The sequence below is a fragment of the Actinomadura pelletieri DSM 43383 genome, from assembly GCF_003634705.1.
GTDB classification, from domain to species: Bacteria; Actinomycetota; Actinomycetes; order Streptosporangiales; family Streptosporangiaceae; genus Spirillospora; species Spirillospora pelletieri.
The window spans coordinates 972,461-993,318 of sequence record NZ_RBWU01000003.1 but is presented as its reverse complement, the minus strand read 5'-3'; the positions used below and the strand labels follow the sequence as shown (position 1 = coordinate 993,318).

Annotated in this window: 16 protein-coding genes; 14 read left to right on the top strand and 2 right to left on the bottom strand. The window is 71.0% G+C overall.

What is annotated here, in order from left to right; genetic code table 11:
• Positions 1 to 23 precede the first annotated feature (23 nt).
• Positions 24 to 2,150: a putative bifunctional diguanylate cyclase/phosphodiesterase gene (locus BZB76_RS17800; protein ID WP_121435428.1), complete on the top strand. Its 2,127-nt coding sequence runs from the start codon at positions 24 to 26 to the stop codon at positions 2,148 to 2,150.
• A gap of 6 nt (positions 2,151 to 2,156) precedes the next feature.
• On the opposite strand, the gene BZB76_RS17795 is transcribed toward BZB76_RS17800, so the two are convergent.
• Entirely contained in the window at positions 2,157 to 2,399 is a 243-nt protein-coding gene (locus BZB76_RS17795) for a DUF6458 family protein (protein WP_121435427.1), read from the bottom strand.
• 154 nt (positions 2,400 to 2,553) lie between these two features.
• Here BZB76_RS17795 and gatC point away from each other — a divergent pair, with 154 nt between their 5' ends.
• The 5 genes from gatC to gatB are packed head-to-tail and all read left to right on the top strand — an operon-like array spanning position 2,554 to position 7,617.
• Positions 2,554 to 2,853, top strand: a complete 300-nt coding sequence (gene gatC, locus BZB76_RS17790; RefSeq protein ID WP_121435426.1) for an Asp-tRNA(Asn)/Glu-tRNA(Gln) amidotransferase subunit GatC — start codon at positions 2,554 to 2,556, stop codon at positions 2,851 to 2,853.
• Positions 2,853 to 4,337, top strand: coding sequence for an Asp-tRNA(Asn)/Glu-tRNA(Gln) amidotransferase subunit GatA (gatA, locus tag BZB76_RS17785; RefSeq protein WP_211343034.1), 1,485 nt, complete (start codon positions 2,853 to 2,855; stop codon positions 4,335 to 4,337). The genes gatC and gatA overlap by 1 nt, the downstream gene beginning before the upstream one ends.
• A 24-nt stretch (positions 4,338 to 4,361) precedes the next feature.
• Entirely contained in the window at positions 4,362 to 5,519 is a 1,158-nt protein-coding gene (locus BZB76_RS17780; protein ID WP_121435424.1) for an AAA family ATPase, read from the top strand.
• Positions 5,516 to 6,118: a DUF4276 family protein gene (locus BZB76_RS17775; RefSeq protein WP_121435423.1), complete on the top strand. Its 603-nt coding sequence runs from the start codon at positions 5,516 to 5,518 to the stop codon at positions 6,116 to 6,118. Before BZB76_RS17780 ends, BZB76_RS17775 begins: the two co-directional genes overlap by 4 nt.
• A gap of 14 nt (positions 6,119 to 6,132) precedes the next feature.
• Positions 6,133 to 7,617: an Asp-tRNA(Asn)/Glu-tRNA(Gln) amidotransferase subunit GatB gene (gene gatB, locus BZB76_RS17770; protein ID WP_121435422.1), complete on the top strand. Its 1,485-nt coding sequence runs from the start codon at positions 6,133 to 6,135 to the stop codon at positions 7,615 to 7,617.
• A gap of 4 nt (positions 7,618 to 7,621) precedes the next feature.
• On the opposite strand, the gene BZB76_RS17765 is transcribed toward gatB, so the two are convergent.
• On the bottom strand, positions 7,622 to 8,719 hold the full coding sequence (locus BZB76_RS17765; protein WP_121435421.1) for a PQQ-dependent sugar dehydrogenase: 1,098 nt from the start codon (positions 8,717 to 8,719) through the stop codon (positions 7,622 to 7,624).
• A 430-nt stretch (positions 8,720 to 9,149) separates the two neighbouring features.
• On the opposite strand from BZB76_RS17765, the gene BZB76_RS17760 reads away from it, so the two are divergent.
• From BZB76_RS17760 to BZB76_RS17725, 8 genes are all read left to right on the top strand, one after another.
• Positions 9,150 to 12,008: a putative bifunctional diguanylate cyclase/phosphodiesterase gene (locus tag BZB76_RS17760; RefSeq protein WP_121435420.1), complete on the top strand. Its 2,859-nt coding sequence runs from the start codon at positions 9,150 to 9,152 to the stop codon at positions 12,006 to 12,008.
• A 115-nt stretch (positions 12,009 to 12,123) separates the two neighbouring features.
• A complete protein-coding gene (locus BZB76_RS17755) occupies positions 12,124 to 14,010 on the top strand; it encodes an acetolactate synthase large subunit (RefSeq protein ID WP_281273877.1) in 1,887 nt (628 codons plus the stop codon).
• A gap of 4 nt (positions 14,011 to 14,014) precedes the next feature.
• Entirely contained in the window at positions 14,015 to 14,539 is a 525-nt protein-coding gene (ilvN, locus tag BZB76_RS17750) for an acetolactate synthase small subunit (protein WP_117399668.1), read from the top strand.
• A 52-nt stretch (positions 14,540 to 14,591) separates the two neighbouring features.
• Positions 14,592 to 15,575, top strand: a complete 984-nt coding sequence (gene ilvC, locus BZB76_RS17745) for a ketol-acid reductoisomerase (protein WP_121435418.1) — start codon at positions 14,592 to 14,594, stop codon at positions 15,573 to 15,575.
• A 128-nt stretch (positions 15,576 to 15,703) separates the two neighbouring features.
• The gene (locus BZB76_RS17740) at positions 15,704 to 16,315 is read left to right on the top strand and encodes a PadR family transcriptional regulator (protein WP_121435417.1); all 612 of its coding nucleotides are present in this window, start codon (positions 15,704 to 15,706) and stop codon (positions 16,313 to 16,315) included.
• Positions 16,312 to 17,028, top strand: a complete 717-nt coding sequence (locus tag BZB76_RS17735; RefSeq protein ID WP_121435416.1) for an ABC transporter ATP-binding protein — start codon at positions 16,312 to 16,314, stop codon at positions 17,026 to 17,028. Before BZB76_RS17740 ends, BZB76_RS17735 begins: the two co-directional genes overlap by 4 nt.
• Positions 17,025 to 18,995, top strand: coding sequence for an FtsX-like permease family protein (locus tag BZB76_RS17730; RefSeq protein ID WP_121435415.1), 1,971 nt, complete (start codon positions 17,025 to 17,027; stop codon positions 18,993 to 18,995). Before BZB76_RS17735 ends, BZB76_RS17730 begins: the two co-directional genes overlap by 4 nt.
• A 97-nt stretch (positions 18,996 to 19,092) precedes the next feature.
• Entirely contained in the window at positions 19,093 to 20,619 is a 1,527-nt protein-coding gene (locus tag BZB76_RS17725; protein WP_147449459.1) for a DUF2079 domain-containing protein, read from the top strand.
• Positions 20,620 to 20,858: the final 239 nt, after the last annotated feature.

The window sequence follows — 20,858 nt, the reverse complement described above, 5'->3', positions numbered from 1 at the left end:
CCCCCGAACCCCCCGAGGATGTGATGAAGGACCCGAACAACACGCGGAACACGGCGCCACGCCGTGGCTCCCCGTTGTGGATCTACTTCGTCGTCGTCATCCTGCTCGGCGTCGCCGCGTCCGCCGTCACGTTCACCGGGGTGACCGGCGCGGACCTGGACGCGATCGCCGGAACGCCCGTGTTCTGGATCCTCGCCTGCTTCATCATCTTCGGCGAACTGCGGCCGATCATCACGCCCGGCTCCACCGAGAACAACGGCGCGACCATGTCCACCACGTTCTCGTTCGCCGCGCTGCTGTACGCGGGGCTGCCGGTCGCCGCCGCGCTCCAGGCCGTCGCCGTCATCACCTGCGGGATCTTCCGGGGCCGCGCCCCGCACCGCATCGCCTTCAACGTCGCGCAGTACACCCTCAGCCTCGCCGCGGCGCAGCTCGTCCTCGCGCTGTTCGGCGCCCTCGCCACGCCCACCGACCTGTGGGTGCCGAGCGGGACCGACCTGGCCGCCATCGCGCTCGCCGGCACCGTCTACTTCGTCTGCAACGACACCCTCGTCGGCTCCGCCGTCGCGCTGCACGAGCGGGTCTCCCTGATCAAGGCGCTGCGCTGGGACCTCGGCTACCAGGTCCTGGTGCATCTGGCCCTGCTCGGCCTCGCGCCGTTGATGGTCGTGGCCATGGACCGCTCCGCGGCGTTCGTCCCGCTCATCGTCCTGCCGTTCATCGCCGTCTACCTGAACGCGTCGGCGTCCGTCCGCCGCGAACACCAGGCGCTGCACGACGGGCTGACCGGCCTCCCGAACCGCAAACTGTTGATCGTCCGGACGGAGGAGGCCCTCGCCGAAGCGCGCAGCGCCGAGAAACGGGACGCCGGCAGAGACGCCGACAAACGCGCCCGCGCCGCCCTCGGCACGCGCCGCCGCAAGGCGGACCCGCCGAAGCACCGCGCCGGGCTGTTCCTGCTCGACCTCGACCGTTTCAAGGAGGTCAACGACACCCTCGGGCATCCCACCGGCGACCGCCTCCTCCAACTCGTCGCGCACCGCCTCACCCACAGCGTCCGTCCCGGCGACCTCGTGGCGCGGCTCGGCGGCGACGAGTTCGCGGTGCTGCTGCCGACCGTCCGCGACGAGGCCGCCGCCCGCGAGGTCGCCGCCCGCCTGCGCGCGGCGCTGAGCGAACCCGTCCGGCTGGACGGCATGTCGTTCGACCTGGAGGGCAGCGTCGGCATCGCGCTGTTCCCCGACCACGCGCCCGACTTCGAGCTGCTGCTCCAGCGCGCCGACGTCGCCATGTACAACGCCAAGGAGGCCCGGACCGGCGTCGAGATCTACTCCTCCCGCAAGGACCGCAACTCCCCGGCCCGGCTCCGCATGCTCGGCGACCTGCGCCGCGCCGTCGACCGCTCCGAACTGGAGCTGTACTACCAGCCGAAGGTGTCCCTGCGGGACGGTCAGCTCGTCGGCATGGAGGCGCTGCTGCGCTGGCGCCACCCCGAGAAGGGGCTCCTCGAACCCGAGGCGTTCCTGTCGATCGCCGAGCAGACGTATCTGATGCGCTCCATCACCCACCACGTCGTGGAGGCCGCGCTCGCGCAGGCCGCCGCCTGGTGGCGGGAGGACCTCACCGTCCAGGTCGCGGTGAACGCCTCCGGCCGCGACCTGTTCGACACCGGCCTCACCGAGACGATCGAGGAGGGCCTGCTCGCCCGCGGCCTGCCCGCCGCCGCCCTCCAACTGGAGATCACCGAGCGGATCCTGATGAACGAGCCCGCCTACGCGTCCGACACCGTCGGCGCGCTCGCCGAACTCGGCATCCCGCTCAGCCTGGACGACTTCGGCACCGGCTACTCCTCCCTCGTCCGGCTGAACCGGCTGCCCGTCGAGGAGATCAAGATCGACTCCTCGTTCGTGGGCCGGCTCACCGAGTCGCCCGAGGACGCCGTCATCGTCCGCTCCATCATCGACCTCGTCCGCACCCTCGGCCTGCGCTCGGTCGCCGAGGGCGTCGAGGACCCGGCCACCGCGGGCCGGCTCCGCGAGATGGGCTGCGACGCCGCACAGGGCTGGCACTTCGGCCGTCCCATGGACGCCGACACCGCCACCGACTGGCTCCGCCGCCACATGCAACGCGCTCCGGAACCCGCGGCCTGAGGTCGCTCAGTACGGGCGGCGGGTCTCGTAGTCGTCGTAGTACTCCTCACGCACACGCGGCGGCGGACGGCGCTCCACCGTCCGGCGGGCCGAGGCGATCCGGACGATGCCGACGACCAGGCCGATGAGCCCGCCGACCATCAGGATCACACCGACCAGCCGAATGTCGACGCCGCTGAACTCGTAGTTGACCGCATAGGCCAAGATCGCGCCGATGATGATGAGGGCGATACTGCCGCCGATCGTCACGGCGGCCTCCTCTCGTCGTCCCGGGGGTGGACGACACATCCGTTCCCCCCACCAGGGATCGAAACGCCGCGCCCGGGAAACGGGTCGGGCGGACGCGGGCGCGGCCCATAGGATGGCCGGTGAACCCAAATACTTCGCAGGAACGGTTTCCCACATGTCCGCCATCACCCGTGACGAGGTGTCGCATCTCGCCCGGCTGTCCCGGCTGGCGCTCCGCGACGATGAGCTCGACCATCTCGCCGCCCAGCTCGACCAGATCATCTCCGCGGTCGCGCGGGTGCAGGAGGTCGCCGCGGAGGACATCCCGCCCACCTCGCACGCGCTGCCGCTGACCAACGTCTACCGGACGGACGAGGTCCGGCCCTGCCTCACGCCCGAGCAGGCCCTGACCGGCGCGCCCGCCGCGGAGGAGCAGCGCTTCCGCGTCCCGCGGATCCTGGACGAGGAGGCCTGATGGAACTGGTCGGCAAGAGCGCGGCGGAGCTCGGCGAGCTTCTCGCCGCCGGTGCGACGTCCGCCGTCGAGGTGGCGCAGGCCCACCTCGACCGCATCGCCGCCGTGGACGAACGGGTGAACGCGTTCCTGCACGTCGACGCCGAGACGACGCTGGCGCAGGCCCGCCGGGTGGACGAGCGCCGCGCCGCGGGCGAGGAACTCGGCCCGCTCGCCGGCGTCCCCATCGCCCACAAGGACGTCTTCACCACCCACGACATGCCCACCACCGCCGGGTCCAAGATCCTTGAGGGGTGGCGGCCGCCGTACGACGCGACCGTGACGGCCCGGCTGCGCGAGGCGGGGCTGGTCATCCTCGGCAAGACGAACATGGACGAGTTCGCCATGGGCTCGTCCACGGAGAACAGCGCCTACGGCGTCACCCGCAACCCGTGGGACCTCGACCGCGTCCCCGGTGGCTCGTCCGGCGGCTCCTCCGCGGCCGTCGCCGCCTACGAGGCGCCGCTGTCCACCGGCACCGACACCGGCGGTTCGATCCGGCAGCCCGCCGCGGTCACCGGCATCGTCGGCATGAAGCCCACCTACGGCGGCTCGTCCCGCTACGGCGTGATCGCGTTCGCCTCGTCCCTGGACACACCCGGCCCGTTCGCCCGCACCGTCCTGGACGCGGCCCTCCTGCACGAGGCGTTCAGCGGCCACGACCCGATGGACTCCACCTCGATCAGCGAGCCCGTCCCGCCGGTCGTCGAAGCCGCCCGCCGCGCGGACGTCAACGGCCTGCGCGTCGGCGTCGTCAAGGAGTTCGCGGGCGAGGGCTACCAGCCCGGCGTGTCCGCCCGCTTCAACGAGGCGGTGGAACTCCTGGAGTCCCTCGGCGCGAAGGTCGTCGAGGTCTCCTGCCCGCACTTCACCTACGCGCTGCCCGCCTACTACCTGGTCGCGCCGTCGGAGTGCTCGTCCAACCTGGCCCGCTTCGACGCCATGCGCTACGGCCTGCGCGTCGGCGACGACGGCACCCGCAGCGCCGAGGAGGTCATGGCCCTCACCCGCGCCGAGGGCTTCGGCCCCGAGGTCAAGCGGCGCATCATGCTCGGCACGTACGCGCTGTCGTCCGGCTACTACGACGCCTACTACGGCAAGGCCCAGCAGGTCCGCACCCTCATCAGGCGCGACTTCGAGTCCGCCTTCGAGCAGGTGGACGTGCTCGTCTCACCGACCACCCCGACCACCGCGTTCCCGATCGGCGAACGCGCCGACGACCCGATCTCCATGTACCTGGCCGACCTGTGCACGATCCCGGCCAACATGACGGGCAACGCCGCGATCTCCGTCCCCTGCGGCCTGTCCGACGGCCTCCCCGTCGGCCTCCAGATCATGGCCCCCGTCCTCGGCGACGACCGCGTCTACCGCGTCGGCGCCGCCGTCGAACGCGCCCTCGAAGACCGCTGGGGCGGCCCCCTCCTGGCCCAGGCCCCCGCCCTCTAGGCGCCCGGGAACGGCGGTACGTCAATGATCACCCGCATCGAGATCGACGGCTTCAAGTCCTTCCTGGACTTCGAGCTGGACGTCCCGCCGTTCCTCGCCCTCGTCGGCCCCAACGCCAGCGGCAAATCCAACCTCCTCGACGCCATCGAGTACAACCGCGCGACGTTGCGGTCGTCGTCGCCCCTTCTGGAGGCACGACGGGGACGTCCGCACGAACTCTTCCACCGGGTCGTCAAGGGGAGCCCCGTTGAGGAGTTCTCCATCTCAGTGCACAGGTTGTTGCAGTTGTCTGAGGGCTTCGTAGGGATCGTCAGACACTCAGGTGCCTTGCGCGTTCCGCGCGTGCGCGACAAGTCGCCAAGGGAACTGGATCTGACCCCCCGGACGGAACTGCCCCATGCTGTGCGTGAGCGGGCGTGGGAGGGCGTGCATGAGGTGTTGAACAAGCCTGACAAGCAACCGGTTCTCGCCCTGCTGAACGAAATCGACAACGCCGCTCTCAACGTTCGAGAGTACGTTCCCGAGCCACGGGTGATGCGGGGTACGGCTCCTGTGGCGGACACGCGGCCGCTTCTGCCCGATGGCAGCAACCTGGCCGCGGTCCTTGGGCGGCTGAGTACGTCCGATGCGCTGGACGACCTCGTGGTGGACCTCGCCTCGCTGGTTCCGGACGTCACCGAGATCAAGACCGAACTGAACGAGAAGCGTCAAGAATGGTCGTTCGATCTCGTCGTCGAAGGACAGGGCACTGTGCCCAGCACTCTCCTGTCGGACGGCACCCTCCGCGTTCTCGGGCTGCTCGCCGCGCTGCACGACCCCGATCACTCCGGCGTCCTGATGGTGGAGGAGATCGAGAACGGGCTGCACCCGGCGCGGCTCGCCGAGTTGCTGCGTCGCATCCAGGAGCGGGTGACCGATCTGAGCGACCCCGAGTCGCTCGACCGGCCGTTGCGGCAGGTCATCATCACCAGCCATTCGCCGGTGGTCGTCTCGGAGCTCTATCGGACACGGCCGGAGTCGCTGATTTTCATGGACACGGCGGTCCGCGTTGATCCGGAAAGCGACCGAGTCTCTCGCGTCACGGTGGCCAAACCCGTCCGCGACGAGGGGGAGCCGGGAACGTTCGTGTCTCCCCGGCAGGTCCGCAAGTACTTGGGCACGGTCCGGCAGGACGCGCCGTGAGCCGTCCGCTGGTACCGGGGTTGTTGGCCGAGAACACCACCGACGAGCGTTTTCTCGGGGTCGTGGTGTTCCGTCAGCTCAGGGCGCTGACGGAGAAGGGTACGCGGCACGTCGTGGACGTCGCCAAGACCGAGATCGGCGACTGTTGGACGATCAAGGACGCCGATCGGGTCTGCCGGGCGGTGCTGGAACTGGCCGCGGACTGCCATCTGATCTGCGTCCACAACGACCACAACGAGCGTGGCAAGGCCGAGAAGGTCGTGGAGGTGCTGCGCGAGCGGGGCCTGACCACGCCGGTGGTCCCGCTGGTGCCGGTGCGGGAGACCGAGGCGTGGCTGCTCGCCGACCGTGCCGTCTGGGCGGGGCTGCGGGGCAGTGACCCGAGCCGTCTGCCCGCACGCCCCCGGGCCGTGGAGAAGATCCTCGACCCCAAGCCCGTGCTGGACGCGGTTCGGCCGCAGGTCGGTCGTCGTCCTCGGGCGGACTACTACGAATACATAGGACAGAACATCGACCTCGATGTGCTCGCGCAGGTGCCGGCGTACGCGGACTGGGTGGACGAGACGGAAGAGGCGTTGAAGGGACTGGGATTGCTGTGAGCGTGGAAACGCCGATGAAGTATGACGAGGCGCTGGCGCGGTTCGAGCCGGTGTTGGGGATCGAGACGCATATCGAACTCGGGACCGCGTCGAAGATGTTCTGTGGGTGCCCGACCGGGTTCGGGGCGGAGCCGAACACTCAGGTGTGTCCGGTGTGCCTCGGGTTGCCGGGGTCGTTGCCCGTGACGAACCGGTCCGCGATCGAGGGGATCATCAAGATCGGGCTCGCGTTGAACTGCGAGATCGTGGAGTGGTGCCGGTTCGCTCGGAAGAACTACTTCTATCCGGACATGCCGAAGAACTTCCAGATCTCGCAGTACGACGAGCCGTTGTGCGTGGACGGATACCTCGAGGTGGACGTCGACGGCGACACGTACCGGATCGAGATCGAGCGCGTCCACATGGAGGAGGACACCGGCAAGTCGCTGCACGTCGGCGGTTCGACCGGACGGATCCACGGCGCCGAGTACTCGCTGGTCGACTACAACCGGGCGGGCATCCCGCTGGTCGAGATCGTCACGAAGCCGATCGTCGCGACGGGGGAGAAGGCGCCGCTGGTGGCGCGCGCGTACGCGACGGAGCTGCGGGAGCTGGTCCGGTCGCTGGGCGTGTCGGACGTGCGCATGGAGCAGGGGTCGATGCGCTGTGACGTGAACGTGTCGCTCATGCCGCGCGGCGCGAGTGAGTGGGGTACGCGGACCGAGACGAAGAACGTCAACTCGCTGCGGTCGGTGGAGCGGGCCGTCCGGTCGGAGATCGAGCGGCAGGCGGGCGTGCTGGCGGACGGTGGACGCATCGTCCAGGAGACACGGCACTTCCACGAGGACACGGGCGGCACGACGAGCGGGCGCAGCAAGGAGGAGGCGCAGGACTACCGGTACTTCCCCGAGCCCGACCTGGTGCCGATGGCGCCGTCGCGGGAGTGGGTGGAGGAGCTGCGGGCGTCCCTGCCGGAGCTTCCGGCCGCCCGGCGCCGCCGCATCCAGCAGGAGTGGGGGCTGTCCGACCTGGAGCTGCGGGACGTCGTCAACGCCGGTGCCGTCGACCTCATCGAGGCGACGATCGCGCACGGCGCCGACGCGCCCGCCGCCCGCAAGTGGTGGATGAACGAGCTGTCGCGGCGCGCCACCGAGCAGGGCGTCGAGCTGGCCGATCTGCCGGTCACGCCGGAGCAGGTCGCCCGGGTTCAGGCGATGATCGCCGCGGGGGAGCTGAACGACAAGCTGGCCCGCAAGGTCTTCGAGGGCGTGCTCGCCGGGGAGGGCACGCCGGACGAGGTCGTCGCCGCGCGGGGCCTCAAGGTCGTCAGCGACGACGGCGAGCTGGCGGCCGTGGTCGACCAGGTGATCGCCGACAACGCCGAGGTGGCCGACAAGATCCGCGCCGGGAAGGTCGCCGCCGCGGGCGCCCTCGTCGGCGCGGTGATGAAGGCCACCCGCGGTCAGGCCGACGCCGGACGCGCCCGCGAACTCATCCTGGCGAAGCTGGGCGCGTCCTGACCGGTCAGCGCACGGGAACGCTGAAGATGCGGTCGTCGTCGGCGGCGGGTTCGCCCCGCCCGTCGCGGTTGCTGGTGGCGATCCACAGGGTGCCGTCGGGAGCGGAGGCGACGGCGCGGAGACGGCCGTAGGCGGAGTCGAGGCGTGCCACGGGACGGCCCGTCCTGCCGTTGTCGAGAGGGATCTGCCAGAGGCGTTCGCCGCGGAGGGCGGCGGCCCACAGGGAGCCGCCCGCGTAGGCGAGGCCGGACGGGGACGCCTCGTTCGTCGTCCAGGTGAGGAGGGGGTCGGTGAAGCCGTCGCGGTCGCCGACGCCCTCCACCTCGGGCCAGCCGTAGTTCTTGCCCTTCTCGATGAGGTTGACCTCGTCGAAGCGGTCCTGGCCGAACTCGGTGGCGTAGAGGCGGCCCTTGTCGTCCCAGGCGAGGCCCTGGACGTTGCGGTGCCCGTACGACCAGACACGGTTCCCGAACGGGTTGCCGGGGGCGGCCTTCCCGTCCGGCGTGACGCGGAGGATCTTGCCGCCGAGGGAGTCCTTCTGCTGGGACAGTCCGGTCTCACCGGTCTCGCCGGTCGTGATGTAGAGCATCCTGTCGGGGCCGAACTGGAGGCGCCCGCCGTTGTGGACGCCGCCCTTCGGGATGCCGGTGACGATGGGCTGCGGCGTGCCGGTGAGGGTGCGGTCGAAGGTGGCGCGGACGACCCGGTTGTCGTCCTCGGCCGTGTAGTACAGGTAGATGAGGCGGTCGCTGGCGTGGGTGGGGGAGACGGCGACGCCCATCAGGCCGCCCTCGCCGCCCGGGTCGACGCCCGGGACCGTGCCGACCTGCTCCTTCGCCCCGGACGGTGTGACGCGCACGAGCCTGGCCGTGTCCCGTTCGGTGACGAGCGCGTCGCCGCCGGGGAGGAACGCCATCGCCCACGGCACCCTCAGGTCGTCGGCGACCTTGCGTGGTTCGCCGGGAGCCGTGCTCCCGGACGTGGCGGAGGTGGTCAGCGGTGGCGGGGTGTGCGCGCCGCCGTCACCGCCGCCGGAGGAGTCCGACGAGCACGCCGCGAGGAACACCGCGGTCGCGGCCAGGGCGATGGTGTGACGTCTCATAGCGCCTCCGTGATCTGAACGGACCGGCCGGGCCCGCCGTTTCCGGCAGTCGCCTCCGGATTCGGTCACTCAGCGTATTGCCGGACGGGGTCGTGGAGGGGCGATGTTCGGCTTTCGGGCGTCCCAATCCGCGAGACGACGAGGTCGTTTGTCGCCGGGAGGACGCCCAGCCTCAATCGCTCCGTGACCTACCGAACGTACATTGAGCGTCACGGTGATCCCGTAGTGCAGCAATGTCGCTGATCTCCCGGCGGTCGACGCCCGATGTTGCTCGCCACCGGCCCGCGCTGATCCCTGCGCGGGGCACGATTCAAGACCTTTCGCCCGTTATCCGATCGGTGAGGGTCGTGAACCCGACATCTCCCCTGGCGCGATGCCGCGCATGAAGGGACCGAACGCTCCACTCCGGGGCAGGAAGGGACATGGCGCGATGAGCGGCGAGAACGCCAGGCGGGTGCCGCCGCGTGCGCTGCCGGTCGCCATGGCCGCGGTCGTCGGTGTGCTGTACGCCACCGGCTCCCTGCTCGGATGGGGCGGGCGCGCGTTCATCGCGTGGGCGGAGGTCGGCGCCGCGGGCGCCGCCGCGATCTCCCTGCTGCTGTCGGCCCGGCTGCCGGACGGCGTTCCCGCCGACACCGGACCGGGCGGCGTGTGGCGCACGTCCTGGCGTTGGTACGGCATCGCCGCCGCGTCCTGGTTTCTCGGCGCGCTCGGCAGCGCCCTGTCGGACGGTCACGCCCGCAGCGCGCTGTCACTGTCGATACCCGACCTTTTCTATCTTTTCGCCCTGGGTGCGCTGGTGGTCGGCCTGGTGGCGCCGATCAGCCTGCCCCGCGACACCGGGGCGTGGCTGCGCTACGCCGCCGACACCTACGTCTGCGCGTCCGCGCTGTTCGTGCTCGGCTGGGTCGCGTTGTTCGGCACGCTCTACCACCGGTCGGGGGAGACGCCCACCGAGTTCCTGCTGGAACTGCTGTATCCGCTGATCGACATCGTGTTCATCTGCGGCGCGCTGCCGTTCGTCCTCGGCGCGGCGCGCGGTCATCGCCGCCTCGCGTGGATGGGGTACGGCGCGTTGACGGCCATCGCGGTCGCCGACATCGTGACGACGTTCATCCGGCTGGACGGCGGCGGACCGGCCGACGACCCGTCCGACATCCTGCGACTCGCCGGGCTGCTGCTCCTGCTGCTGGTGCCGTGGACGGGCCCGGCCGCCGAGCCCGAGCAGCCCGTCGACGACATCCCCGAGGGCGAGACCGTCGCCGCCCCGGCGGACGCGCAGAGCGGCCGCATGATCGGCCCCGGTCTGGCGCCCGCCGCGGTCGCCGCCGCGGCCGGGCTGTTCATCGCCGGGCACTCGCTCACCGAGGAGAACGGGCTCGAACCGGCCATCTCGATCACCGCGGGCTCGGCGGCGCTGGTGCTGATCGCGCGACTGGCGGGCCTGCTGCGGGAGAACGAGTCGCTGCGCCATGCCGTACGAACCGGAGAGGAACACTTCCGTGCCCTGACGGAGAGCATCAACGACGCGGTGCTCATCTGTGACCTGGACGCCACGGTCCAGTACGCCAGCGCCGGGGCACTGAACACGTACCACTACAGGCCGGACGAACTGCTCGGACGTCCGCTGAGCGACCTCATCCACCCGGAGGACCTGCCGCGCGTCCAGGACGTGTTCACCGAGTTCCTCGACGACGACCAGGCGGGTGCCTTCTCCGACGGCTTCCAGGACGGGTTCCAGGACGCGCTGCGCGTGTCGTGCCGGGTGCGCGCGGCGGACGGCACCTGGCTGCCGACCGAGTCGACGATCTCCCGCTACAGCGGCTCGGACGGCGCACCCGCCCGGCTGCTGGTCACCACGCGGGACCTCAGCGAGCAGGCGGCCCTGCAACGGCAGGTCGCCCATCTGACGTTCCACGACGGTCTGACGGGCCTGCCGAACCGCTCCTACTTCGAGGAGCGCACCAGGGAGCTGCTGTCGCGGCACCCGTCCGCCGGTGAGGTCGCGGTCGTGTTCGTCGACCTGGACGGTTTCACCGCGGTGAACGACTCCGACGGGCACGCCGCCGGTGACCAGGTGCTGGCCCAGGCGGCGCGGCGGCTGCGGGCGAACGTCCACACCGAGGACACGGTGGCGCGGTGGGGCGGCGACGAGTTCGCCGTCCTCGTCCAGTTGCCGCCGGACGACCGTGAGACCCGCGCCACAGTGGAACTCGCCGGGCGTCTGCTGCGCGTCCTTTCGGTCGACCCATATCAAGTTGGTGACAAACAGATCGTGCTGACGGCGAGTGTCGGCATCGCGTTCGCCGGAGACGAGGAGCCGTCGAGGGGCGCGCGCGACGACGCGGAGGCGGGACGCAGGCTCCGTCGCACCGCCGCCGATCTGATGCGCAACGGCGACCTCGCGATGGCCCGCGCGAAGGAACTCGGCGGCGGCCGCGTCGAGGTGTACGCGCCGGACATGCACGCCGACGTCGTCCGGCGCCTGGAACTCGGCAGCGACCTGCAGCGCGCGATGGCCGAGGAGCAGTTCGCGATCGAGTTCCAGCCGGTCGTGGACCTCGCGACGTCCCGGGTCACCGGCGTGGAGGCGCTGCTGCGCTGGTGGCGGGGAGGCGAGACGGTACCGCCCGAGGAGTTCATCGGACCGGCGGAGGAGTCCGGTCTGATGGTCCCGCTCGGCGGCTGGGTGCTGCGGGAGGCGTGCCGGGAGGTCGCCCGGTGGCGCCGTGACTCGTGGGCGGTGGGCCTGTCGGTGAACTTCACCGCCCGGCAGATCGCCGCGCCCCGGTTCGTGGAGTCGGTCGCGGCGGCGCTGGAGGAGACGGGGCTGCCGCCGCACGCGCTGACGCTGGAGGTGCGGGAGGAGGTCCTCGTCGAGGACGCGGGCCAGAACGTGGAGCGCCTCGTGGAGCTGCGTGACCTCGGCGTCAGGCTCGCGATCGACGACTTCGGCACCGGATACGCCTCGCTCGCCTACCTCGGCCAGCTGCCCGTCGACATCATTAAGATCGACCCGTCGTTCGTCGCGGGACTCGGCTCGGACGAGACGCTGACACTGCTGACCCGGACGATCGTGCGGCTCGGCAGCGATCTCGGGCTGACCGTGGTGGCGGAGGGCATCGAACGGCCCGAGCAGCTCCAGTTGCTCCGCGAGATGGGCTGCCCGCGCGGTCAGGGCTTCCTCGTGGCGCGTCCGATGGCGGCGGAGCGGGTGGAGTCGCTGGTCCGGACGAACCTGGAGGGCCGCAACCTCCCCGGTGACGTCCCGCTGCCGCTTCCGGGCTGATCACGAACGGGACCCCGTCTCAGTAGGTGAGACAAAGTGTCCATGGATTTGACCAGCGGCTCGACATCCGCGAAAGTGGGGCTCGTGCAGAGCATCTTCGCCATTCTCGTAGTACTTGGTCGGCGCGCAGGCTGACCAAGCTCTCCGACCTGCGCGCCTCCCCTCGATCGCCCCACGGCGGCGGGGGTTTTTTGTTGCCCGGCGAGAATCCTCACCCTCTCCCCAAGGAACGCAGATCATGACGACCGAACAGATGACGGGAGCCCAGGCGCTGGTCCGCGCCCTGGAGAACGTGGGCGTGGACACCGTGTTCGGCATCCCGGGCGGCGCGATCCTCCCGGCGTACGACCCGCTCTTCGACTCCGCGAAGCTGCGGCACATCCTCGTCCGGCACGAGCAGGGCGCAGGTCACGCCGCCCAGGGCTACGCGATGGTGACCGGCAAGGTCGGGGTGTGCATGGCGACCAGCGGGCCGGGCGCGACGAACCTGGTCACGGCGATCTCCGACGCCTATATGGACTCCGTGCCGATCGTGGCGATCACCGGGCAGGTGGCGTCCTCGCTGATCGGCACGGACGGCTTCCAGGAGGCCGACATCGCGGGCATCACGATGCCCATCACCAAGCACAACTTCCTCGTGACCCAGGCCGGGGAGATCGCCCGGACGATCGCGGAGGCGTTCCACATCGCCGGCACCGGCCGTCCCGGACCGGTCCTCGTCGACATCGCCAAGGACGCGCTGCAGGCCACGGTGGACTTCGAGTGGCCCGTTCCGCTCCAGCTCCCCGGCTACCGGCCGGTGACCCGCCCGCACTCCAAGCAGGTCCGCGAGGCGGCGCGGCTGATCGTCCAGTCGGCGCGGCCGGTCCTGTACGTCGGCGGCGGGGTGCTGAAGGCCGGCGCGTCCGCCGAGCTGAAGGTTTTGGCGGAGCTGACCGGCGCGCCCGTCGTGACCACCCTGATGGCGAAGGGCGCGCTGCCCGACAGCCATCCGCTGCACATGGGCATGCCCGGCATGCACGGCGCGGTCGGCGCGGTCGGCGCGCTCCAGCGGGCCGACCTGCTGGTCACGCTCGGCGCCCGGTTCGACGACCGTGTCACCGGGAAGCTGGACGGGTTCGCGCCCGGCGCCAAGGTCGTGCACGCCGACATCGACCCGGCGGAGATCTCCAAGAACCGGCATGCCGACGTCCCGATCGTCGGCGACGCCCGCGAGGTCATCGCCGACCTGATCGTCGCCGTGCAGAACGAGCACGCGGCGGGCCGCAAGGGCGACTACTCCGCCTGGTGGCGGCAGCTCGACGCGTGGCGCCAGACGTACCCGCTGGGCTACGACGTCCCCGATGACGGTTCGCTGTCGCCGCAGTACGTGATCGAGCGCATCGGCCGGATCGCCGGGCCGGACGCCTACTACGTCGCGGGCGTCGGCCAGCACCAGATGTGGGCCGCGCAGTTCATCAAGTACGAGCGGCCGGGAGCGTTCCTGAACTCCGGCGGCGCCGGGACGATGGGATACGCCGTCCCCGCCGCGATGGGCGCCAAGGTCGGCGCGCCCGGCTCGACGGTCTGGGCGATCGACGGCGACGGCTGCTTCCAGATGACCAACCAGGAGCTCGCGACCTGCGCGATCGAGGGGATCCCGGTCAAGATCGCCGTGATCAACAATGGGAACCTGGGCATGGTCCGGCAGTGGCAGACGCTGTTCTACAACGAGCGGTACTCGAACACGACGCTGCAGACCCAGTCCGAGCACGCCGCCAAGCGCATCCCCGACTTCGTCAAGCTGGCCGAGGCGTACGGTTGTGTGGGCCTGCGCTGCGAGAAGGCCGAGGACGTGGACGAGGTCATCGCCAAGGCCATGGAGATCAACGACGCGCCGGTCGTGATCGACTTCGTGGTGCACAAGGACGCCATGGTCTGGCCGATGGTCGCGGCCGGCACCACCAACGACGACATCAAGATCGCGCGGGACCTGGCGCCCGAGTGGGAGAACGGAGACTGACCCGATGAGCCTGCACACATTGTCGGTGCTCGTGGAGAACAAGCCCGGCATCCTGGCCCGGGTCGCGGCGCTGTTCTCCCGGCGCGGCTTCAACATCGAGTCCCTCGCGGTCGGTGTCACCGAGCACCCGGAGATCTCCCGGATGACGATCGTGGTGAACGTCGAGGATCTGCCGCTCGAACAGGTCACCAAGCAGCTCAACAAGCTGATCAACGTCCTGAAGATCGTCGAGCTGGATCCGTCGGCGTCCGTCCAGCGTGAGCTCGTGCTGGTCAAGGTGCGCGCCGACGCCGAGACGCGCTCGCAGGTGCTGGAGACCGTCACGCTGTTCCGCGCCAAGGTGGTGGACGTCGCGCCGGACGCCGTCACCATCGAGGCGACCGGCAACCGCGACAAGCTCGACGCGTTCATCCGGGTCCTGGAGCCGTTCGGCATCAAGGAGCTGGTGCAGTCGGGCATGGTGGCCATCGGCCGTGGCGCCCGGTCCATCACCGACCGTTCGCTGCGGGCCATCGAGCGCAGCGCCTGACCGCGGAACTTCAACCAACAGATCAACGAAAGGCAACAGCACTGTGGCTGAGATGTTCTATGACGACGCCGCCGACCTGAGCGTGATCCAGGGCCGGCATGTGGCGATCATCGGCTACGGCAGCCAGGGGCACGCGCACGCGCTCTCGCTGCGCGACTCCGGGGTCGACGTGCGGGTCGGCCTGCGCGAGGGGTCGGCCAGCAGGGAGAAGGCGGAGGCCGAGGGGCTGCGCGTCGTCACTCCGGCGGAGGCGGCCGAGGAGGCCGACCTGATCATGCTGCTGGCCCCGGACCACCACCACCGGGAGATCTTCGAGAAGGACATCAAGCCGGCGCTCGTCGAGGGCGACGCGCTGTTCTTCGGCCACGGCTTCAGCATCCGGTACGGCCTCGTCCAGCCGCCGGAGGGCGTGGACGTGGCGATGGTCGCGCCGAAGGGGCCGGGGCACCTGGTCCGCCGCCAGTTCGTCGCCGGCCGTGGCGTGCCGGTGATCGTCGCCGTGGAGAAGGACCCGTCGGGCAACGCCTGGCCGCTGGCCCTCTCCTACGCCAAGGCGATCGGCGGCCTGCGCGCGGGCGGTATCAAGACGACGTTCACCGAGGAGACCGAGACCGACCTGTTCGGTGAGCAGACGGTGCTGTGCGGTGGCGTCTCCGAGCTGATCAAGACGGGGTTCGAGGTGCTGACCGAGGCCGGCTACCAGCCGGAGGTCGCCTACTTCGAGGTCCTGCACGAGATGAAGCTGATCGTCGACCTGATGTACGAGGGCGGCGTGTCGAAGATGTACTGGTCGGTGTCCGACAACGCCGAGTACGGCGGCTACAGCCGTGGCCCGCGCGTGATCACGCCGGAGACCAAGGCCGCGATGAAGAAGATCCTCGGCGAGATCCAGTCCGGGCAGTACGCCAAGGAGCTGGTGGACGAGTTCGAGGGCGGCCAGAAGCAGTTCGGCCGGTACCGCGAGGAACTCGCCGAGCACCCGATCGAGAAGACGGGTGCCGAGCTTCGTCCGATGATGAGCTGGCTCAACGGCTGACGTCACCCGCGGCGCGTCGTCCCGGGTCAAGTCCCTCACCTGGAGCGGCGCGCCTTGCCGTTGGATCTGCCCGGTGGATGCATACTCGGTATTGCCATAGCCATACTCCGTATGCATACTTGGTAGGCATGTCAATCCGTCATGGCCTGCTGGCGCTTCTGTCCCAGGGGCCCCGCTACGGCTACCAACTCCGCGCCGAGTTCGAGTCGTCCACCGGTTCCACCTGGCCGCTCAACATCGGGCAGGTCTACTCCACGCTCTCCCGTCTCGAACGCGACGACCTGATCACCCGCGTCGGCGCCGACGAGGAGGGCCGTTTCGTCTACCGGATCACCCCGGAGGGCGAGCAGGACGTGCGACGGTGGTTCGCCACCCCGATCGTCCGCTCCGACCGGCCGCGCGACGAACTCGCGATCAAGCTGGCGATGGCCGTCACCACACCCGGTGTGGACGTCGAGCAGGTCGTCCAGACCCAGCGCACCGCCACCCTCCGCGCCCTCCAGGACCTCACCCGGCTCAAGGCCGACGTGCCGTCCGTCCCGGCCGAGCAGGCCGACCGCGCCTGGCGGCTGGTCCTCGAATCCATGATCTTCCGGGCGGAGGCCGAGATCCGCTGGCTCGACCACTGCGAGTCCTATGTGACCCGCACCGAGCCCGCGGCGCCGTCCGCGCCGGCGGCCGCTCCGACCGACGCCGACCGGGAGGCCGACCCGGCGCTCGAGGGGAAGGCGCGCCGATGAGCCTGCTGGCCCTGCGGAGCGTCTTCCGCGAACACGGCACCGGACCCGGACTCGTCCACGCCCTCAGGGGCGTGACCCTGGACGTCGCGCCCGGGGAGTTCGTCGCCGTGATGGGGCCGTCCGGCTCCGGCAAGTCGACGATGCTGACCCTCGCCGGAGGCCTCGACACGCCCACGTCCGGCCAGGTGATCGTGAACGGGACCGACCTCGGCGCGCTCGGCCGCGCCGGACGGTCCGCGCTGCGCCGCCGCGTCATCGGCTACCTGTTCCAGGACCTCAACCTCATCCCGAGTCTGACCGCCGCCGAGAACGTCATGCTCCCTCGCGAACTCGACGGCGTCCGCGCCCGCCGGGCCCGCAGGGAGGCGCGGGACGCGCTGGCCGAGGTCGGGGTCGAGGACCTGGCCGACCGGTTCCCCGACGAGATGTCCGGCGGCCAGCAGCAGCGCGTGGCGATCGCCCGCGCGCTCGTCGGCGACCGCCGTCTCGTCCTCGCCGACGAACCGACCGGCGCGCTCGACAGCCACACCGGCGAGGAGGTCATGCGCGTCCTGCGCGCCCGCTGCGACGCCGGCGCGTCCTGCCTGATGGTCACGCACGAGTCGCGGCACGCCGCCTGGGCGGACCGGGTCGTGTTCCTGCGGGACGGCCGCGTCGTGGACGGCACCCCCGGGCGCTCCGGCCCTGAGGCCCTGCTCCAGGAGGCGCCGTGAACCGCTACCGCTTCGCCCTGCGGATCGCCCGGCAGGACGCCCGGCGCGCCAAGGGCCGCACCGCGCTGATCCTGTGCATGATCGGGTTTCCGATCGCCGTCATCGTCGCGCTCACCGTCCTGTGGGCGACGGGCCAGACTGCCGTGCAGTCCGAAGAGTCGGTCGAGGTGGCCCCTTCCGCGGACGCCGTCATCGCCCTGGCGGTCACGTTAATCCTGCTGGAGGTCGCCCTTCTGGCCGGACCCGCGTTCGTGGTGGACGCCCGCAGGCGCCGCCGCGTCCTCGCGCTCGTCGCCGCGTCGGGCGGCACCGACCGGGACCTGCGCGCCGTCGTCCTCGCCTCCGGTGTGCTCCTCGGCGGGATCGCCGCGCTGGCCGGGACGGCGCTCGGCGTCCTCGCGGCGGCGGCGTCCCTGCCGATATTCGAGGCCGTTGAAGGCGACCCGCTCGGATCGTTCCGCGTGCCGTGGCTCCAGGTCCTCGTGGTGACGCTGCTCGGCGCGGGCAGCGGCGTCCTGGCCTCGCTCCTGCCCGCGAGCCAGGCCGCCCGGATGGACGTCTGCGCCGCGCTCTCCGGGCGCCGCGACCCGCCCGGCCGGTCACGACGCGGCTGGCCGGTCGTCGGCGGCGTCCTCGTCCTCGGGGGAGTGGCGATGTCGCTGGTCGGTGTCCGGTCCCTGCGCGAGTTCGGAGCCGCCCTCGGCGCGGCGGCGATCATCATCGGGCTCGTGCTGGTGAGCCCGTGGATCGTCGGGGCGTCCGGGCGGATCGCGCCCCGCCTGCCGCTGCCCCTGCGCCTGGCCGTCCGGGACGGCGCCCGCAACCGCGCCAGGACCGCACCCGCGGTCGCCGCGATCATGGCGGCGGTCGCCGCGATCACCGCGCTGGCCATCGGGGGCGCCAGCGACCACCGGCAGAACCAGATCGAGTACCGGGCGACGGTTCCCCTGGGGAGCGCGCTGATCCACGCGCCGTACGCCAACCCGGACGCGGCGGAGCGCGCGGTCCGACGCGACCTGCCCGGTGTGCCCGTGCTCACCCTGCGGTCGTTGCCCGGCTACGGCAGCGTCTGCATGAGCGAGAAGACGACGGACTGTCCCTCCGTGTCCTTCGCCGGCGAGGGCGGGGAGGCCGCGAACATCGTCCTGGACAACGTGGTCGGCGGCTCCCGCGAGGCGCGCATGCTGCTCGGCCGTGACGATCCCGCCGTGGCGTCCGCCCTGGACGCGGGCCGGATCGTCCTGTTCGGGGCGGCTCCGTCCGCGGACGGGAGGACGACCGCCAAGGTGGTCGTGTGGGACCACGACCGGGAACGCACGCTCAGGCAGGTGACGGACCTGCCCGCCGCCGCCACGAACGCCGGTGCGCCCGTGCGGGCCATCGTCCCGCCGAAGCTCGCCGAGCGGATCGGCCTGCCCGTCCGGACGGAGGCGTTCGGCGTCGACCGCGCCGACCACCGCGTCACCAGGGCCGAGGAGACGCGGCTGAAGGAGACCATGCACGCCTTCGAGGACAGGGCCGACATCGTCTACGTGGAGCGGGGCTTCACCGAGTCGTTCAACAGGTCGGCGCTGCTGCTGGCGGCGGTCGCGGCCATCCTGGCGCTCGGCGGCGCGCTGATCGCGACGAGCCTCGCGGCGGCCGACGCCCGGCCCGATCTCGCGACCCTGGAGGGCGTCGGCGCCAGGCCGCGCACCCGGCGGCTGGTGACGATGGGCCAGGCCGTGTTCGTCGCCGTGCTCGGCTGCTGGCTCGGCATCGTGGGCGGGCTCGTACCCGGGCTCGCGGTGACGCGACCGCTCACCGACCAGACGGAGATGCCGGGCGTACCGGAGCACGGCCCCATCGTCGACGTCCCATGGCTGCTGCTGTTCGCCGTCGGCGTGGCCGTCCCCCTCGTGGCGGGCCTCGTCGCCGGGACGTTCGCCCGCGGCGGGCCCCCGCTGACCCGCCGCGCCCTCTCGTGACGGATCCGCCGGAGGGGCCTCTTTTCGGGCACGTTTCCTGAGGGCTCCCACCGGGGGCCCCGGCCACGCGCCGGACGCTGCTGGTAGCGTCCGGCGCGTGGCTGAGGCGGTGGCGGAGGAGGAGCGCGTCGAACGCCCCCTGGCGGACCGGTGGGAACGGTCCGGACGCCGACGGACGGCGATCGCGGCGATGATCGCGGCGAGCGCCGTCCTGTACGCGGTGTACTCGCTGATGCGGCTGCGCGCCTTTCGGGCCGGCAGCTACGACCTGGTCATCTTCGATCAGGCGATCCGCTCCTACAGCCGGTTCGGTCCGCCGGTCGCCATGGTCAAGGGCGTCCACAACGGCTTCGGACCCGACTTCTCCGTCCTCGGTGACCACTTCTCCCCGATCCTCGCCCTGCTGGCGCCGCTGTACTGGATCCACGACGGGCCCGAGACGCTGCTGCTCGCCCAGGCCGTCCTGTTCGCGCTCGCCATCGTCCCGATCTGGCGGTTCACCGAGCGCAGGTTCGGCGCCGCCGCCGCGTACTGCGCCGCCGGGGCCTACGCGCTGTCCTGGCCGATCGCCGAGGCGCTGGCGTTCGACTTCCACGAGGTCGCGTTCGTGCCATTGCTGTCCGCGCTGATGGTGGAGCGGCACGACGCGGGACGGCGGGGGCAGGCGGCCGTCACGGCGCTCCTCCTGCTGTTGGTCAAGGAGGACATGGGGCTGCTGCTCGCGGGCTTCGGCATGTACCTGCTCGTCCGTGACGGGTGGAGACCCCGGCGGCCGCGGGAACCGCTGCCGAGGGGCGACCGGCGGGCCGGGCTCGCCTATGTCGTCGTCGGCCTGGTCGCGACCTGGGTCTGCTCCCGCCTGCTCATCGCGGCGTTCGGCGGGGACAACGACTACTACTGGGCGTACGGGTCACTCGGCCCCGACCTGCCGCACGCGGCCGTCCACGCGGTGACCCACCCGTGGGACGTCGTCTCCGTCCTCGGCACCCCGCCGCGCAAGCTCCTGACGATGGCGCTCGTCGTCCTGCCACTGCTGTTGCTGCCCCTGGCGTCGCCGCTGACCCTGGCCGCACTGCCACTTCTGGCCGAACGGATGCTCAACAGCCGCTTCAGTAACTGGTGGGAACCGCATTACCACTACAACGCGTTCATTGTCGCGGTGCTCTTGCTGGCGGCGGTGGACGGGGCGGCACGGCTGCGCGGCAGATTTCGCGCGCTGAAACGGACGCCGTCCGTTCTTCCGACGGCCGCGATCCTTTCCGCGATGGTCATCTGCGCGCCGTTCTTCGCGTACCGGCACCTGGCCGACCCCGCACTGTGGAAACCGAACGAACGGGCCCGTGCGGCGGCCGCGGCCGCCGCGAAGATCCCGGACGGCGCGCTCGTCGAGGCGGCCAACGGCGTCGGCCCCGCCCTGTCGCCGCGCGCCCGCGTCCTGCTGTGGGACCGGCGCTCCCGGGGCGCGCCGTGGGTCGTCGCCTACGTCGACCGGCTGGAGTTCCCGTTCGGGAGCGTCGCGGAGCAGCGGCGGCGTGTCGAGGAACTGGCGGCGGAGGGGTACCGCGAGGTCTTCCGTCAGGACGGCTACATCGTGCTGTATCGCACGCCCATGGGCCCGCGGTGAGCCATAATCACGGCGCTTTGGGTGGATTGTCGGGGTGACCGATCATCCCGACCGTGGTCAAAAAGCCGGTGAAGGCACCTTCTGGCTAAAATACCCTGTCTTTTTGGCGGTCTTTGCCTGATACTTGAGGAAAGCCGTGACGGCCGTGGCCGGCGCGGGCACCCCGCGCTCACACTCGTCCGACCGCTGCCGGAACGGCACAGGGGCGGCGGAGAGCATGAGTGGTGTGATGCTGGTCA